The following is a 16130-nucleotide window of genomic DNA, read 5'->3' as shown; positions in this document are numbered from 1 at the left end:
TGCGGTCAACGACGAGGGCTTAGAGTGGATGGCATGCCGATCATTCAGTTCGATGTCCTCATCCCCGCTGAACCCGCCCGCCAGCTCAGCGACGTCTTTACCAACGCCATCAACATCCTGGTCAAGAAGGGGCGCCTCGCGGAGGGATCCGTGACCCACGAGGCCGACGTCAGCGTCGACGAGCAGGTCGTCGAGCAGCTGGGCGAGGTCTACCGCAGGGACCACGGCGTGGAGATGGAGGGCGGCTCCGTACACCGTTACCTCATTGAGGCGTCCGGCGAGCACGTCTCCTACAACCAGCTGGCGATGGCCCTGTCACGCATCCTCACCCCGGAGGCTGACCTGCCGGCAGATCCGGTCGCCCTGGAACGGGAAACCGCCTACGAGACCCCCTCGGCCTACCCCTGGACCGTGGAAATCCGCAGGTAGTCGGCGGCCAGCTGCGCCCCGGCCTCGCGCAGCTGCGCCAGGGAGACGATCTCCTCCGCCAGCCTGGCCTGCACCGCGGCGCCCTCGACGGACTCCCCGGCGATACCGACGGTGGCCTCGGGGGCCAGGCGGATTACGGCCGGCCCGGCGGCCCCGGCGGAGACGACGAAATCGGCCTCCGTCGCGTGGGCGCCCACCGCCAGCGACTGAGCCACCACATCGACACCGGGCAGCACTCGCACCCGATCTGCGGTCCCGTAGATGAGGGAGGAGACCCAGGCCAGCCCGACGGCTACGCCGCCACCCGCGCCCCAGCCCGGCTGATCCGGATCGACGCCCGCCACTCGGGCCAGGGAGGCCAGACCCGGGTGGGAGGCGTCGACGGCCGCCGCGGTGTCGGCGAGCAGGATCCATTCCATCCCGGCCGCGGGAATATTGAGCTTGGCCGTCTCCAGATCCGCGATCTGTCCCAGAAACGCGCCGCCCTTGGGCACCGGATGCCCGTCGGCGTTGACGGGGTTGGCGGCCAGGGCCACGAGGATCCCGGTGCCGCCGTCAAGGGTTACGGCGTCGCCGAGGGCGAGGACGACGCGCTCCGCTCCGCGGGTCTGGGCGTCGGCAACGAGCACGCCCACCCCGTAAGTGTCACCGGTCTCGGCGGCCCGGTCGGCGTCGGGGAAGCCGGCCGCAGCCGCGAGATCGATGTAGGCGGTGGCGGTGTCCCGGTCGTAGGTGTAGGTCGCCTCCGTGAGGGAGCCGAGCGCGTCGGTCGTCGGCAGGGTGACGCGTTCGCCGGTGAACAGCTCCGAGGTGCCGGCACCGCCCTCGGATAGCGGAGCCAGCACGATGTCCGCGTTGCGGATGATCTCGCCGACGCCCTCTCCCAGGGCCTGGGCGGCCTCGTCGGAGCTGAACGGGCCGACCGCGCCGGGGGAGACGAGGACGCGGACCACGCCGGCGTGGCGCGGGGCGAAGACGGGGGAGTGGGTCGAATTCTGGTCGGTCATGGTGATGGGCCGCCCTTTCTGTGTGGAGCTGTGGAGTGGTCGGTGCACGGTGGACCCGGGTCCCCGTGGGGGTGATTCTCCGTAACGTTATCGGACCGCCGGAAAAATCTTTAGGGCAGGGCGCAATACCTATACCTGAGCAGAAATACCCGGTCAGGGGAACGCGGGACGCGGGCGGAAGCCGGAGGCGCAGCGCAGACGATGTGGCGCCGGTTAACCTGTACTTGCATAGTGACGCGGAAGAGAGAAAACTATCCCCCGTTAGAAATGTCGGCCCGGTTCCCCAGCGCCAGAGGTGGGGATGGGGCACCACCACGGAAGGACACGCAGTGACCAAGATCGACGAGCAGGTCAACGAGTATTACAACAAGCTGCTCAAGCGCAACGCTGGCGAGCCGGAGTTCCACCAGGCGGTCGCCGAGGTGCTGGAGTCCCTCAAGATCGTTCTCGAGAAGGACCCGCACTACAACGACTACGGCCTCATCCAGCGTCTGTGTGAGCCGGAGCGTCAGATCATCTTCCGCGTCCCCTGGGTCTCGGACAACAACAACGTCCACGTCGCACGTGGCTTCCGCGTCCAGTTCAACTCCGCGCTCGGCCCGTACAAGGGCGGCCTGCGCTTCCACCAGTCGGTGAACCTGGGCATCATCAAGTTCCTCGGCTTCGAGCAGATCTTCAAGAACTCCCTGACCGGTCTGCCCATCGGCGGCGGCAAGGGCGGCTCCGACTTCAACCCGAAGGGCCGCTCCGAGGGCGAGATCATGCGCTTCTGCCAGTCCTTCATGACCGAGCTGAACCGCCACATCGGCGAGCAGGTCGACGTCCCGGCCGGCGACATCGGCGTCGGCGGTCGCGAGATCGGCTACCTCTTCGGCCAGTACCGTCGCCTCAACAACCGTCACGAGTCCGGAGTCCTCACGGGCAAGGGCCTGACCTGGGGCGGCTCCCTGGTCCGCACCGAGGCCACCGGCTACGGCGTGGTCTACTTCGTCGAGGAAATGATGAAGGAGCACGGTGACTCCCTCTCCGGCGCCAAGGTCATCGTCTCCGGTTCCGGCAACGTCGCCATCTACGCCATCCAGAAGGCACAGGAACTCGGCGCCACCGTCGTCGGCTTCTCCGACTCCTCCGGCTGGGTCGAGACCCCGAACGGCGTCGACGTCCAGCTGCTCAGGGAGGTCAAGGAGGTCCGCCGCGCCCGCGTCGCCGACTATGTCTCCGCCGCCACCGGCGCCACCTTCCACGCGGACGGCTCCATCTGGTCCCTGAAGGCCGACGTCGCCCTGCCGTGCGCCACCCAGAACGAGCTCAACGGCGAGCATGCGCAGACGCTGGCCGGCAACGGCGTCCGGTACGTCGCCGAAGGCGCCAACATGCCGTCCACCCCGGAGGCCATCGAGGTCTTCCGCAGCCACGGCATCCACTTCGCCCCGGGCAAGGCCTCCAACGCCGGCGGTGTGGCCACCTCGGCACTGGAAATGCAGCAGAACGCCTCCCGTGACTCGTGGACCTTCGACTACACCGATAGCCGACTCAACGAGATCATGAGCAACATCTTCCGTCGCACCGCCGACACCGCCGCCGAGTACGACCATGACGGCGACTACGTCGTCGGCGCCAACATCGCCGGCTTCAAGAAGGTCGCCGACGCCATGCTGGCGCAGGGCATCATCTAGGCCCGGCCCCACTGCACCCGAGTGCCCGGCAAAGACGGGCACGCGGGTGCTTTTTCGATCCCGGCACCGCGCCGGGAACCGGCTCCGGCCGCCCTGCCGCGGCGACGGAGAGGCGTCTCCCGTGCGCACTGGCCTCCGCTGCGTAAGAGACCGGCGCCGGATAGTCTCCCGGCTATGCGAACCCCTGCCCGAAGCCTGCCGACGGCCCACCTGATCCTCTGTGCGGCGGTGGGGCTGTCGGCCTGCGACCACCCGGTGCCCGGGGTTGCGGACCGGGCCTACGCCGCCGACTGCTGGGAAACCTCGCCCTGCCTCGGCACCCTCACGGTGCACACAGTGCGATTGACGGACCAGTGCCGCGACGGGTTCGGTCCGTGGGCGGACACGTCCCACGGGGTCGGGGCGGCACGGGAGGGTGAGACGTACCTGGAGATCACCGCCACGCTGGAAGCCCATTCCGCCGCCAACCCCGACGGGGTGCTCCTGGACCAGCTGGCCTACCTCGACCCGGAGAGCGGGGACGTGGTGACGGCGCCGCTGGCCCTGGCCTGCCGGGAGGCCACCGACGGCGATGTGTTTTGGACCAAGAACGTCCAACCGGGCGACACCGCGTCGCTGTATCAGCCGTGGGTGGTGCCCCGGGAGACCACGGAGATCATCATCGAGGGTGAGCGCTTCTCCCTTACATCAACCTGACCAGGCGCCGCTGGGTCCACTTCAAGGGAGGCGGGTCGGCCGGCAGTGGACTGCCCCGGACCAAGCCGTCGCTCCAACCACCTGGTCCTCCCGCCGGGAGAGTGACACTGTGGTCGGCTGTCTCCCCGACCCCTCCCGCCGCTTCCGGTTCACGCACCGAAAGGGCACCTTGCAAGAGGACGCCTTGACCGGCAACGCCCGGACCTCGGCCAACAAAGCGGGCCCAATCGCGCCCGTGGAATTGTCTCCAGGAAACTGGCATGGAGAGCCTGAGCGGGTACTAGGCTCAGATACGTGACCCATTGAGTGATTCCGGTCACAGAAGGTTCCGGAATTCCGACTCCCTCCAACCAACCCGCATCGCGCCATCTGAAACTCTGAACCACGACTGAGGAGACCCCCATGAAGGCTCTCGTGTATCACGGACCCGGCCAGAAATCCTGGGAGGAGGTGCCCGATCCCGTCCTCCAGAAACCCACGGACGTCATCGTGAAGATCAATACGACCACGATCTGCGGCACCGACCTCCACATTCTCAAAGGCGATGTTCCCGCGGTCACCGAAGGCCGCATCCTCGGCCATGAGGGTGTTGGCACCATCACCCAGGTCGGTGACGCCGTGACCACGTTGAAGGTCGGCGACCGGGTCATCCTCTCCTGTGTGAGCGCCTGTGGGCGCTGCGACTACTGCAAACGGGGCGTCTACTCCCACTGCCGCGCAGAGGAGGGCGCACCCGGCATCGGCTGGATCTTCGGTCACCTCATCGACGGTACCCAGGCGGAATACGTCCGGGTTCCCTTCGCTGAAACCTCCGTGCACAAGCTCCCCGAGGGCGTCAGCGACGCTGAGGGGGTGCTGCTTTCCGACATCCTGCCGACCGGGCACGAGATCGGCGTGCAGTACGGTCGCGTCAAGCCCGGTGATGTCGTCGCCGTCATCGGTGCGGGCCCGGTAGGTCTGGCCGCCATGCTCACGGCCCAGCTCTACGGCCCCTCGCGCATCATCGCCGTGGACATCGACGCCAACCGCGTTGCCGAGGCAAAGAAGTTCGGCGCCACCGATGGGGTGGTCTCATCGGAGGAAGACTGGAAGGACCAGGTCCTTGCGCTTACCGACGGTCTCGGGGTGGATGTGGCCATCGAGGCCGTCGGTATCCCGCAGACCTTCACCATGTGCCTGGAGATCGTCCGCCCCGCCGGCACCGTGGCCAACGTCGGTGTGCACGGCACCGGTGTGGAACTGCCGCTGGACAGCCTCTGGATCTCCAATATCGCCTTGACAATGGGTCTGGTCAACACGAACACCACCGACATCCTGCTGAAAATGGTCGCCTCCAAAAAGCTCGACGCCACCCCCTTCGTGTCGCACACCTTCCGTCTCGAGGAGATCATCGAGGCCTACGACGTTTTCAGCCGAGCGGCGGAGACCAAGGCGTTGAAGGTTCTGCTCACCACCTGAGTGGGTCAGCTCCTCCCGACCGGCGCCGAGGAGTTGAGGCAGCTCTCGTTTCCTGAGGGCAGGGGAGGCGTCCCCACGCCGACCCGTCGCACCGCCACCTCGCCTGGGAAAACTGCCCGGGTCCAGCGCTCCAGGCCTGCCCGACCGCACGCAACCTCCCGTGGATGTACGCCTGACCCGGGGCCCGGACCCGGGCGGGGAGGGAGCGTGGGATCCGTCGACGTCACCGGTGGCACGGTGGATGTGACTGGGCCGGCTACGCGTCCTGCACTTTGCGCCACAGGGTCCACGTGTTGCCGTCCGGGTGGGAATCATGGTGGAGACCGTCCAGAACCGCGTGGGCCAGCGCCAGCCCGCGGCCTGATTCGGCGTCCACATCGGGGAGCTCGATATGGTCCCAGTCGATCAGTGCGGGGGTGGCTGAATCCTGAATGATGGCCCGGAGTTCACCGGGGCCGGAGGTCAGCCTGACGGACATCGAGACCTCCCCGGTGCTGTGTTCGACAATGTTGGTGATGATCTCGCTCACCGCCAGCGTAAACATGGTGCGGTCCAGGTTGAGACCGAGGGCGGAGGATTCACCCAGTTGTTGCACCGCGTCCAGCACCTGATCAACGAACGAGAGTCGGGCGGGGCCTTCCAGGATCTTTTCGCCGTCCTGGTCGTTTGACTGGTCCTTGTCAGTGGTCACTGAAAGCTTCCTCGACTGTGGCATGGCTGCGAAGTACCCGGTCGAGATTAGTCAGTTTCAGCACGGCCTGCACGTTGTCGGGCACGGCGGCGATCCGGAGATCGCCTCCCGCCACCCGCGCGTTCTTCAGTCCGCCGATCAGCGCGCCCAGCCCGGAGGAGTCCACAAAATCAGTGCTGCTGAGGTCGACGACGATCCGGTTGGCGTCCTCGGAAATCAGGTCGTTGACCGTGGCGCGCAGCTGGGAGGAGCCGGATGCGGTCAATCGGCCCGTGATTTTCACGACGGCGACGGTGCCGTTAATTGCTGTTGTCAGAGTATTCATTGTGTCCTTCCGGGCGAATGGTCGATGGTTCGGCCGGGGCGGGAGACGGTCCCCGGTACCGCGCGGCCTCGATGATGACGCTGAGAACCACGAGGTCGTAGATTACCCAGGCGGTGTTGACGAGAGTGCCGGTGCCGTCGGCGGTGCCCACCGCCACGCGGACGAGACCGATGACCACGGCCACCCCGAGGACGGCGATCGCGCTCAACTGCGGCCAGATCTGGCGCCACGGTATGCCGCGCTCGTCCCGCCCGTCCTTCTTCGTCACGGCGAAGTTCAGCGGTCGCCCGAACCAGACGTTCCGGGCGGCGGTCCAGCAGGCCGCGATCCATACGGGGAACAGGGCGAGTGAGTACTGCTGCCCACGCCAGGTCCGCGTTCCTTTCGCCACCACCAGGAAGAGGGCCTGATTGACCAGGAAGTAGGGCAGGAACCGAAGGAAGAAGTCCAGGCTCCACGCCGTCACCGGCATGACGCCGAAGAGCAGGTAGATCACGGGGGCAGCCAGATAAACCAGCGCCGTGAACCCGGAGAGATAGCTCCACATCGTGGCGAAGTACATCAGGCGTTGACCGGCGGACAGGCCCTTCTTGAGCAGTGGGTTATCCCTCAGCATCACCTGCATGGTGCCCTGCGCCCAGCGGAGCCGCTGCGTGAGCATGGTCCGCAGATCCTCCGGGGCGAGGCCGTGGGCGAGGATTTCGTGGTGGTAGACGCTGTGCCAGCCCATGGAGTGCAGCTGCATGGCGGTCGCCATGTCCTCGGTCACGGAGATGGTGGCGATGGGCTGGATCGGCTGCGCCTCTCCACCGCGGTCGATCGTCAACACGTCGAGAAGCGCGCCGACTGTTTCGACGGCTCCCAGCGGGGACAGTTCCGCGCTGGTGAGCTGGTCGAGCCCTGTCTCGCTGACGACCGGCACCACCAGCTCCCGGTCCAGCTCCACGGGTAGGTTATCGATGACCTCCAGGTCTTCCTGAATGGTCGCGAAGTCCCTGCTCAGGAGCCGCTGGGATGCGCGGTCGATGCTCTCCCGCAGTGCGAAGGTGATCTCGCCCACGGGTTCGCCGGCGGTGAGCTTCTCCCGTGCCCGGGTGATTTCCGTCCGGAGCTCGGTGAGCTCCTGGCGCAGAAACGGATCGGTGGCCCGGCGTGCCTCCTTCCGGATGAGCCGTTCCGACGCGATGAGGGCCGTGCGGGTGGAGTCCTCGATCTCTTTGACGTACCCGACGATGCCCATCTGCATGAGCGCTTCCCGACGCAGGACCGCATTGGAGCCGCAGAAGAAGGCCGCGTTCCAGCCGTCCTTGCCCTGCTGGATCGGGCCGTAGAACAGGGGCGCCTGACTGCCCAGCGGATCGGACTCGGTGACGTTGGAGAAGTACTGGGGCGTCTGGACGAGGGCGACTGCCGGATCGTCGGCGAAATAGCCGAGGGTGCGGTCCAGTATGAGCGGATCGGGAATCTGGTCGGCGTCGAGAATGAGCAGGAACTCTCCCTCGGTCTGGAAGAGGGCGTTGTTGAGGTTCCCGGCCTTGGCGTGGCGGGGTTTCCCCGTCCAGTCTTCTGACCTGGTGAGGTATCCGATCCCGGCGTCCCTGGCCGCCTGTTCCATCTCGGGCCGGGCTCCGTCATCGAGTACCCAGGTGTTGTGGGGGTAGGTTATCCGTTTGGCCGCCCGGGCCGTCGTCATCACGAGGTCGAGGGGTTCGTTGTAGGTGGTGATGAAGACGTCGACCGTGCCCTGCGGAGGTGAGGCCGGCGCGGGGCGCTGCCGTGCGCGCCACATGGTGGTCGAAAAGAGGAAGGTGTCCACCAGGCTGTAGGTTTCGGCAATGACCAGCGGCACCGCTATCCACCAGGCCTCCCAGTTGATCGAGGCCAGCCAGCGCCACACGATGTAGTTGACGCCCAGGATGACCGAGAGGACGGCAAGGATGCGGATCAGTATGTGTCGGCGCGTCATGCGTCCCTCCGGATGACGATGGCGGTGATGTCGTCGGTGGCGCGGGCGTCGAGCGCCAGATCCGCCACCCTGGCGATCGCCTGCTCGGGCCCGAGTTCCCGGATGACACGTTCCACGTGGCCGAAAGGATCTGCGGGGTCGAGGACGTCGAGGAGTCCGTCGCTGCAGCAGACGAGGTGCTCGCCGGGGGCCAGGGAGTCGGTGACCAGTTTGTAGTCACCGGCCACGGCGGAGTTCATGCCCAGGGGCAGGTTGACGGAGCGCAGCGGGCGCCAGGAGGTGTCGGCGCCGATGACGAAAGCCAGGCCGTGGCCGGCGTCGACCAGCTCGATCTTCCCCGTGGCCAGCTCGACGTTGGCGTGGACGGCGGTGACGAACATGTCCTTCTCGGCGAAATCCTCGTGCAGGATGCGATCGGCGTCAGTCATCGCCTGGATGAGGGGGCGCTCCGGTTCGGTCCGGAGGGAAGCCCTGACTCCGGCGGCGACAAGGGCCGCCCCGATTCCCGAGCCCATGGCGTCGGCAAGCGTCACCCGCAGCGACCCGGGCAAGCCCGTCAGGTCGTAGAAATCCCCTGACAGGCTGACGTGCGCGGTGGAATCGGCCGCGATGGTGTAACCGGGGATCTGCGGGCATTCATGGGACATGGACAGCAGCCGTGCGGCGTCGACTTCTTCGGTGAGGCATTCCCGGCCCAGCTCGGTTTCCATCCACAGGGCCAGGTCGCGCAGAAGATCGAGCTGGTGGTCGCTGAATTGGCGGGGGCGGGTGTCGATCGCGCACAGTGCCCCGACGGGTTGTCCGCCCGGGGCGTGCACCGGGTGTCCGGCGTAGAAGCGAACGTAGGGAGGACCGGTCACGGCGGGATGGGCCGCGAAATCCGGGGAGGCGTGAGTGTCCTCGATCATGAAGAGGGAATTGCTGGCAACGGTGTGCTGACAGATGGAATCGTCCCTGCGCACGTCCTTGACGGGGCCGAGTCCGATCTGGGACTTGGTCCACTGCCTGTCGTGGTCGATGAAATTGAGGGCGACGATGGGAACGTCGAGCAGCTCTTTCGCCAACCTGGTGACGCGATCCAGGCGTTCATCGGCCGGTGTGTCCAGGATGTGCAGCGCGTCCAACGCGGCTTGTCGCTTCTGCTCGTCCACCTGCGGCCGTCCCCTCATCAAAAAATACTGTGAATATACTGTACTTACGTGTCAATGCTATCGCTTTTCACAGGAGGGTCGAAGGCGTGGGGTGGGTACGGTTCCCCCCGGGCAGCGATTGGCCGGGCGGGCTGGGTGATCGTGACGGTGGCCGGGGCGGACATCGGGGCGCACCGCGGTGGCCGGGAAAGGTAACCTGAAGTCATGCCGATGTACCGAGTATTCGAAGCACTTGATGAACTTGTCCAGACGGTTGAGCAGGCCTATGGCGTGCCCATGACCTCCAACTGCATGGTTCCCCGCAATGACATGCTGGCGCTGCTGGATGATCTCCGCAACGCACTGCCGGAGGAGATCGACGATGCCCAGGACGTGTTGGATCGTCAGGACGAGATTCTGATCGGCGCCGAGGAGCGCGCCCGCGCCATCATCGACGACGCGGAGCGTGAGGCACAGGAGCATGTCACCCGCGCCAGCGACGAGGCACGGGACATCCTCGATGACGCGCAGCAGCGTGCCACCGCCACCGTCGCGCACGCCGAAGACGAGGCGGACCGCACGATCGGCGCCGCCCGCGCCGAGGCGGATCGCCTCGTCGCCGACGGCAACGCCTCCTATGAGCGCAGTGTCGCCGAGGGGCATGCCGAGCAGCAGCGGCTGGTCGAGGAGTCCGAGGTCGTTCGTCGCGCCAACGAGGAGGCCCACCGTATCGTCGACTCCGCGCACGCAGAGTCCGACCGCCTGCGCACCGAGGCCGACGAGTTCGTCGACGGCAAGCTCGCCGATTTTGAGGAGTCCCTGACCGGTATCCTGCGCACCGTCTCCTCCGACCGGGCCGCGCTGCGCCGCGGAGCCGGGGTCGGCGGTGGCGGCCAGGCCCCGGCGCCCCGGTCCCTGCCCGCCGAGGGCTACGACCCCGGTTACGACCGGCCGCGGGTGTCGCGTCGGCGTCCGCGCAGCGATCAGTAACGTGATTTGCCAGCGACTGTAAGCTGTGGAGCGTTATGAATAATCCCTTTGTGTTTCCCGTCGCAGACCTCATTCACGGCGGGTCCACCATGCCCGAGCAGCGCCGCCAGGCCGGGCCCTCGCCCTCGCGCATCGGTCCGGAAATGATCGCCATCGCCCAGGGGGCGGACGTCGTCGTCGAGGCAACGTTGACCCCGCTCGGCGGTGGCATCCTCGTGGACGCCGACATCACCGCGACGCTGACCGGTGAGTGCGTCCGGTGTCTGCGCCCCCTGCACCCGGAGGCGACGCTGCACATCAGCCAGATGTTCGCCGTCGACCCCGACTTCGTCACCGGTGACGAGGATGAGGACGACGGTGGCGGGGACTCCGTCCCGCTCATCGAGCGCGACGAGATCGACATCGAACAGACCGTCATCGACGAGGCTGGCCTGTCACTGCCCTTCAACCCCACCTGTGAAGGCGGCTGTCCTGACGAGGACACCGACGTCCCGAAGCCGGACGGGGTCGTCGACGCCGACGGCAACATCGTCGAGGGAGAGGATCCGCGGCTCGATCCCCGCTGGTCGGGCCTGGAGAAGTTCCTGTGAGCCGTTCCCGCAAACGGCGCGTCACCGGGGTGGAGGCGCTGGAGCAGGCCTACCACGTCATGGACCACGGGCCGCTGCTGGAACGCCTCGGCGTCGACCTCGACGACAAGCACCTGCGGCTGGCGCTGACGCACCGCTCCTTCGCCAACGAGAACGGCGGCCTGCCCAACAACGAGCGCCTCGAGTTCCTCGGCGACGCCGTGCTGGGCCTGTCCGTCGCGGAGCAGCTGTACAAGCAGTACCCGGACCGCCCGGAGTCGGACATCTCGAAGATGCGCGCCTCCATCGTCTCCCGCTACGGCTGCGCCGACATCGCCCGCGACATTGGGCTGGGGGAGTACGTGCTCCTGGGTAAAGGTGAGCTCGCCACCGGCGGGCGGGGCAAGGAGTCCATCCTCGCCGACACCACCGAGGCCATCCTGGGCGCCATCTACCGCCAGCACGGTTTCGAGACCACCCGCGACGTCGTCCTGCGCCTCTTCGGGGCGAAGATCGACAACGCCGTGGTCACCGGCAGGACCATCGACTCGAAGACGAACCTGCAGGAACGTCTGGCGGAGCTCAAGGCCCCGATGGCGGAGTACCGGTCGACCTCCGTCGGCCCGGACCATGACCTGCTCTTCACCACCGAGGTCATCGTCGCCGGTGCCGTGCTCGGTAACGGCACCGGTGGCAACAAGAAGATCGCGGAGCAGCAGGCCGCGTTCCACGCCCTTGAGCTGCTGCGCGAATACCCGGAGCTGGTGACCGGGCGTGCCTGAACTTCCCGAGGTTGAGATCGTCCGCCGGGGTCTCGAGGCGCATGTCCTCGGCGCCCGCATAGACGACGTCGCCGTCCTGCACCCCCGGGCCAACCGTGGCCAGGACGTCCCCCTGGCAGATCTGCTGACCGGCGCCACCATCACGGGCGTGCGCCGACGCGGCAAGTACCTGTGGCTGGACCTGCCGGGGGAGGAGGCGCTCTACGTCCATCTGGGCATGAGCGGCCAGATGCTCGTCGGTGCGCCCGACACCTGCACCTCCCGGCATCTGCGTATCCGCGCGGACCTCACCGCGGCTGACGGTTCACCGCTGGAGCTGGCCTTCGTGGACCAGCGCACCTTCGGGCGCTGGCTGCACACGTGGCTTGTCGACGGGCGCGCCGGGACCCGCGTGCCCGAGCCCGTGGCGCACGTCGCCGTCGATCCGCTGGAGCCGGAGTTCGACGTCGCCGCCACCGCCCGGCGCATGCGCCAGGCCAATTCACCGATCAAGAGCGTGCTGCTCAACCAAGAGATTGTTTCCGGGGTGGGCAACATCTACGCGGATGAGTCCCTGTGGGCAGCGGGGATCAAACCCGAACGGCGGGCGAAGAGCCTGCGCCAGCGCGACGCGGTGGGGCTGCTCGAGGCCGCCCAGGAAGTGATGACTCGGGCGCTGGCAGCCGGCGGAACAAGCTTCGATGCGCTCTACGTCAACGTCAACGGCGCCTCGGGTTACTTCTCCCGTGACCTCAACGTCTACGGGCGAGAGGACGAACCGTGCCCGCGCTGCGGCGGGCCGATTCGCCGGGTCGCCTTCCAGAACCGCTCCACGCACTATTGTCCGGTCTGCCAGACCACCTAGAACGTGTTCGTCAGCGGCCGTCCCATCAGGGTGGTCTGGATGGGCACGACAGCGCCTGCGATGCGGACCTTCCCGTCCTCCCCGGTCACGCCGTAGCGCTCGCCGTCGGTCGCGAACCTCACCGTGCCCGGCAGCTCAATGGGTTTGACGAACTGGACCCGGGCCTCGTAGGCCTCGGGGAGGTGCGCCTCCATCGCGGCCAGGGCGCGGGCGTGGGTCCACATGCCGTGCACGATCGTCGTCCGGAACCCGAACAGCTTCGCCGAGGCCGGGTGCAGGTGGATGGGGTTGTAGTCGCCTGACGCCTTCGCGTAGCGCCGCCCCAGATCCGCCGGCAGCTCCCAGGTCTCCCCGGGTTCGACCTCCGGGAGCTCCTGGCGGTCCACCGGCACGTTCGCGCCCGGCACCCGGTAGCCGGGCACCAGGTAGACGGAGTGGTTGGTCCACACCAGCTCCCCGGCCACCCGGATGAACCCGAGCAGGTGAAAAGTCGTGCCCTTCTCGTGGGGGTTGAGGTGGCTGGCGCGGACCTCAATGTCGAGGGTCTCGTCCACCGAGACCGGGCGAATCATCTTCATCTGGTTGGCCAGATGCACCGTGCCCAGGGCGGGGAAGGGCCAGTCCCGCCCGCTCATCAGCTCGGTCTGGAGCGGAAATGACTGGACGTGCAGCCAGGTCGCGGGCACGGTATCTGCGGGAGTGAACCCGCAGACCTGCTGGTACGCCCGCAGCTTCTCCTTGTTCTGGGTGTACTCCCGGAGACGGACGTCGCCGACCATCGCCCCGGTGGAGGCCGGTTTCCGGCTCGCGGTGGGCCGCAAGGCCGTGAAGAGCAGCTTTCCCGGGTTGGGCTTCTTCTGCAGCTCCCTGAGCATGATGTCCTACCTTCCCACGAGGTTCTGTCCGCACACCCGGACGGTCTGCCCGTTGACGCCCGCCGAGGCGGGGGAGCACAGGTATGCGATGGTTTCAGCGACATCGACCGGCCGGCCGCCCTGCTCGAGGGAGTTGACGCGGCGGTAGATCTCGCGGTTGATGTACGGAATGGCGGCGGTCATCTCGGTCTCGATGAAGCCTGGGGCGACCGCATTGGCGGTGATTCCGGTGCCCGCCAGCTCGGCGGCCAGCGAATCCGTGTAGCCCACGACGCCGGCCTTGCTGGCCGCGTAGTTGGCCTGCCCCTTCTGCCCGGCGATGCCGCTTGTCGACGCGATGCCGACGATTCTTCCCTCCCGGCCGAAGCCGCCCGGCAGGTCCCGGCTGAGCAGCGTCTGGTTGATGGCCATCTCTGCCTTGAGGTTGACGTCGATGACCTGGGCCCAGCGCTTTTCGTCCAGGTTGGCGGTCAGCTTGTCCCGGGTGATGCCGGCATTGTGGATGAGGGCGTAGAGCTCGGCCTCGTGCCCGTAGGTGGCGGAGACATGCGCGGCGATCTTTTCCGCGGCCGTGGGATCGGTGATGTCGAGCTGCAGCGCCGAACCGCCGATCTCGACGGCGACCTCGGCGAGGCCGTCGCCGGCGGCCGGCACGTCGACGACCACGACGGTGGCGCCCGTGGCAGCGAAGGTGCGGGCGATGGCGGCGCCGATGCCGCGTGCTGCGCCCGTGACCACGACGATGCGGTCGGTGAAGCGCTGCGCCGTCACCGGGGGCTCGAAGGTGGAGGTGCCGACCTCCCATGCCTGGCCGGCGACGAAAGCCGAGCGGCCTTCCAGCAGGAAGGAGAAGGTCGAGGTGAGGTCGGCGGCCTGGGTGCCGGGGGTGACGCGGATGAGGTTGGCGGTGGAACCGCCGCGCAGTTCCTTGCCGACGGTGCGCATCACGCCCTCGAGCGCCTCCGCGGTGGCCCGTGCCTCGTGATCGCCCGCGTCCCCGGGGCGGGGACCCAGGAAGATGACGCGGCCGGAATCCTCCAGGCCCTTCATTGCCGGACGCAGGACCTGGCGGACCTTCTCCAGGTCATCGAGCCGGCTGAGGTCGGCGGCGTCGATGATCAACGCGCCGGGGCGTTCGCTGTACCGGGGCGGCTGCTCCTCGCCCTTCTCGTCCCGGGTGCGGGCCTCGGGGACGTCGAGAAGCGGGGTGCCGGAGGACAGGCCCAGCAGGGTAAGGGTGTCGGTGGCGAGGGTGGAGGAGCCGGTGGCGTGGACGAGGATGTCTCCGGCGGGCATGGTCGTGCCTCGGCGCAGCTTCGGCGGATCCTTGAGACCGAACTGCTTGGTGACGAGACGGCCGGGGCCGGAGGTCAGGATGTTCTCGAGAATGGACATGATCAGAGTGCCTCCAGGATGACGACGACGCCCTGCCCGCCGGCGGCGCACACCGAAATCAGGCCGCGGGTGCCCGGGCCGCGTTCATGCAGCCGCTTGGACAGGCTGGCGATGATCCGGGCGCCGGTGGCGGCGAAGGGGTGGCCGGCGGCCAGCGAGGAGCCGTCGACGTTGAGTTTGTCGTCGGGGATGGTGACGCCCTGGTTCTTCAGGGCCTCGAGGGTGGTCAGGACGGTCGAGGCGAACGCCTCGTGGATCTCGAACAGGTCGATGTCCTCGGCGGTGAGGCCGTTACGTTCGAGGATGACCGGGATGGCGCGGGTCGGGGCCAGGAGCAGGCCGTCGGTCTTCTCCGGGCCGTTGACGTGGTCTACGGCGGCGACCTGGGCGTCGACGAATTTCGCCAGCGGCGTCCAGTTGCGTGCCCGGGCGGTGTCCTCGTCGGCGAGCAGGACGGCGGCGGCGCCGTCGGTCATCGCCGTGGAGTTGCCGGCGGTCATGGTGTCGCCGAAGACCGGCTTGAGTTTGGCCAGCTTCTCGAGGTTGGTGTCCGGGCGCAGCACATTGTCGCGTGTCAGCCCCTGGAAGGGGGTGACCAGGTCATCGAAGAAGCCCTCCTCCCAGGCGCGGGTGAGGTTCGCGTGGCTGCGGGCGGCCAGCGCGTCCTGCGCCTGGCGGGAAATGCCGTAGGCCGCGGAGGTCCTGGCCTGCGACTCACCCATGCTCAGGCCCGTGCGCGGTTCCGCGACGGAGGGGGAGGAGGGGGCGAAATCCTTCGGACGGACCGAGGCGAAGGCGGCGAGGCGGTCCTTCATCGACTTCGCCCGGGAGGCGCGGATCAGGGCCTTGCGCAGGCCGTCGGAAACGGCGATCGGGGCGTCGGAGGTGGAGTCGACGCCACCGGCGATGGCGACGTCGGCCTGGCCGAGGCGGATCTTGTTGGCGGTGTAGATGAAGGTCTCGAGGCTGGTGGCGCAGGCCTGCTGCAGGTCCACCGCCGGAGTGTGGGGATCGAGGCCGGTGTCCAGCACCGCCTCCCGGGTGAGGTTGAAGTCCCGGGGGTGTTTGAGCACGGCGCCGGCGGCGACCTCGTCGATCTTTTCGCCGCCCAGCCCGAAGCGCGCGACCAGACCGGTGAGGGCGGCGGTGAGCAGTTCCTTGGTGGAGGCGTCCGCGTAGGCGGTACCTGAGCGGGCGAAGGGGGTGCGGTTGCCGCCCACGACGACGGCGGTGCGGAGGGTCTGGGTCATTGACGGGCCTCTCTTAAGGTAAGGGTTTGTGACCTAGACTACACGAT

Annotated in this window: 16 protein-coding genes; 8 read left to right on the top strand and 8 right to left on the bottom strand. The window is 67.5% G+C overall.

Annotation, left to right across the window (positions count from 1 at the left end):
• Positions 1-33: 33 nt before the first annotated feature.
• Positions 34-429, top strand: coding sequence for a hypothetical protein (locus tag CGUA_RS08370; RefSeq protein WP_290194644.1), 396 nt, complete (start codon positions 34-36; stop codon positions 427-429).
• Here the strand turns inward: CGUA_RS08370 and CGUA_RS08365 are convergent.
• The gene (locus tag CGUA_RS08365; RefSeq protein WP_290194642.1) at positions 399-1436 is read right to left on the bottom strand and encodes a glycerate kinase; all 1038 of its coding nucleotides are present in this window, start codon (positions 1434-1436) and stop codon (positions 399-401) included. The genes CGUA_RS08370 and CGUA_RS08365 overlap by 31 nt on opposite strands.
• A gap of 329 nt (positions 1437-1765) precedes the next feature.
• Between CGUA_RS08365 and gdhA the strand changes: the two genes are divergently transcribed.
• The 3 genes from gdhA (at position 1766) to CGUA_RS08350 (ending at position 5266) form a co-directional block, all read left to right on the top strand.
• Positions 1766-3112: an NADP-specific glutamate dehydrogenase gene (gene gdhA / locus CGUA_RS08360; protein WP_290194640.1), complete on the top strand. Its 1347-nt coding sequence runs from the start codon at positions 1766-1768 to the stop codon at positions 3110-3112.
• Positions 3113-3286: 174 nt separating this feature from the next.
• Positions 3287-3808: a hypothetical protein gene (locus tag CGUA_RS08355; RefSeq protein WP_290194638.1), complete on the top strand. Its 522-nt coding sequence runs from the start codon at positions 3287-3289 to the stop codon at positions 3806-3808.
• Positions 3809-4210: 402 nt separating this feature from the next.
• Entirely contained in the window at positions 4211-5266 is a 1056-nt protein-coding gene (locus CGUA_RS08350; RefSeq protein ID WP_290194636.1) for a zinc-dependent alcohol dehydrogenase family protein, read from the top strand.
• Positions 5267-5522: 256 nt separating this feature from the next.
• On the opposite strand, the gene CGUA_RS08345 is transcribed toward CGUA_RS08350, so the two are convergent.
• Genes CGUA_RS08345 through CGUA_RS08330 form a run of 4 tightly spaced genes read right to left on the bottom strand, consistent with a single transcriptional unit; the run spans position 5523 to position 9399 of the window.
• The gene (locus tag CGUA_RS08345) at positions 5523-5957 is read right to left on the bottom strand and encodes an ATP-binding protein (RefSeq protein ID WP_290194634.1); all 435 of its coding nucleotides are present in this window, start codon (positions 5955-5957) and stop codon (positions 5523-5525) included.
• Positions 5947-6282, bottom strand: coding sequence for an STAS domain-containing protein (locus CGUA_RS08340; protein ID WP_290194632.1), 336 nt, complete (start codon positions 6280-6282; stop codon positions 5947-5949). The genes CGUA_RS08345 and CGUA_RS08340 overlap by 11 nt, the downstream gene beginning before the upstream one ends.
• Positions 6257-8248, bottom strand: a complete 1992-nt coding sequence (locus CGUA_RS08335) for a glycosyltransferase (protein ID WP_290194630.1) — start codon at positions 8246-8248, stop codon at positions 6257-6259. The genes CGUA_RS08340 and CGUA_RS08335 overlap by 26 nt, the downstream gene beginning before the upstream one ends.
• The gene (locus CGUA_RS08330) at positions 8245-9399 is read right to left on the bottom strand and encodes a PP2C family protein-serine/threonine phosphatase (protein WP_290194629.1); all 1155 of its coding nucleotides are present in this window, start codon (positions 9397-9399) and stop codon (positions 8245-8247) included. The genes CGUA_RS08335 and CGUA_RS08330 overlap by 4 nt, the downstream gene beginning before the upstream one ends.
• A gap of 210 nt (positions 9400-9609) precedes the next feature.
• Here CGUA_RS08330 and CGUA_RS08325 point away from each other — a divergent pair, with 210 nt between their 5' ends.
• Genes CGUA_RS08325 through mutM form a run of 4 tightly spaced genes read left to right on the top strand, consistent with a single transcriptional unit; the run spans position 9610 to position 12563 of the window.
• On the top strand, positions 9610-10368 hold the full coding sequence (locus tag CGUA_RS08325; RefSeq protein WP_290198354.1) for a DivIVA domain-containing protein: 759 nt from the start codon (positions 9610-9612) through the stop codon (positions 10366-10368).
• Positions 10369-10403: 35 nt separating this feature from the next.
• A complete protein-coding gene (locus CGUA_RS08320; protein ID WP_290194627.1) occupies positions 10404-10958 on the top strand; it encodes a YceD family protein in 555 nt (184 codons plus the stop codon).
• 59 nt (positions 10959-11017) lie between these two features.
• A complete protein-coding gene (rnc, locus tag CGUA_RS08315) occupies positions 11018-11719 on the top strand; it encodes a ribonuclease III (RefSeq protein ID WP_374725073.1) in 702 nt (233 codons plus the stop codon).
• A complete protein-coding gene (gene mutM, locus CGUA_RS08310) occupies positions 11712-12563 on the top strand; it encodes a bifunctional DNA-formamidopyrimidine glycosylase/DNA-(apurinic or apyrimidinic site) lyase (protein ID WP_290194622.1) in 852 nt (283 codons plus the stop codon). The genes rnc and mutM overlap by 8 nt, the downstream gene beginning before the upstream one ends.
• On the opposite strand, the gene CGUA_RS08305 is transcribed toward mutM, so the two are convergent.
• Genes CGUA_RS08305 through CGUA_RS08295 form a run of 3 tightly spaced genes read right to left on the bottom strand, consistent with a single transcriptional unit; the run spans position 12560 to position 16083 of the window.
• On the bottom strand, positions 12560-13438 hold the full coding sequence (locus tag CGUA_RS08305; protein ID WP_290194620.1) for a MaoC family dehydratase: 879 nt from the start codon (positions 13436-13438) through the stop codon (positions 12560-12562). The genes mutM and CGUA_RS08305 overlap by 4 nt on opposite strands.
• A 6-nt stretch (positions 13439-13444) precedes the next feature.
• Positions 13445-14833, bottom strand: coding sequence for a 3-oxoacyl-ACP reductase (locus tag CGUA_RS08300; RefSeq protein ID WP_290194617.1), 1389 nt, complete (start codon positions 14831-14833; stop codon positions 13445-13447).
• 2 nt (positions 14834-14835) lie between these two features.
• Positions 14836-16083, bottom strand: coding sequence for an acetyl-CoA C-acetyltransferase (locus CGUA_RS08295; RefSeq protein WP_290194615.1), 1248 nt, complete (start codon positions 16081-16083; stop codon positions 14836-14838).
• Positions 16084-16130: the final 47 nt, after the last annotated feature.

Origin of the sequence: Corynebacterium guangdongense (genome assembly GCF_030408915.1) — a bacterium.
Taxonomy (GTDB): domain Bacteria; phylum Actinomycetota; class Actinomycetes; order Mycobacteriales; family Mycobacteriaceae; genus Corynebacterium; species Corynebacterium guangdongense.
Note: the sequence above shows the minus strand (reverse complement) of the source record. Positions and strands in the feature narration are given on the sequence as shown.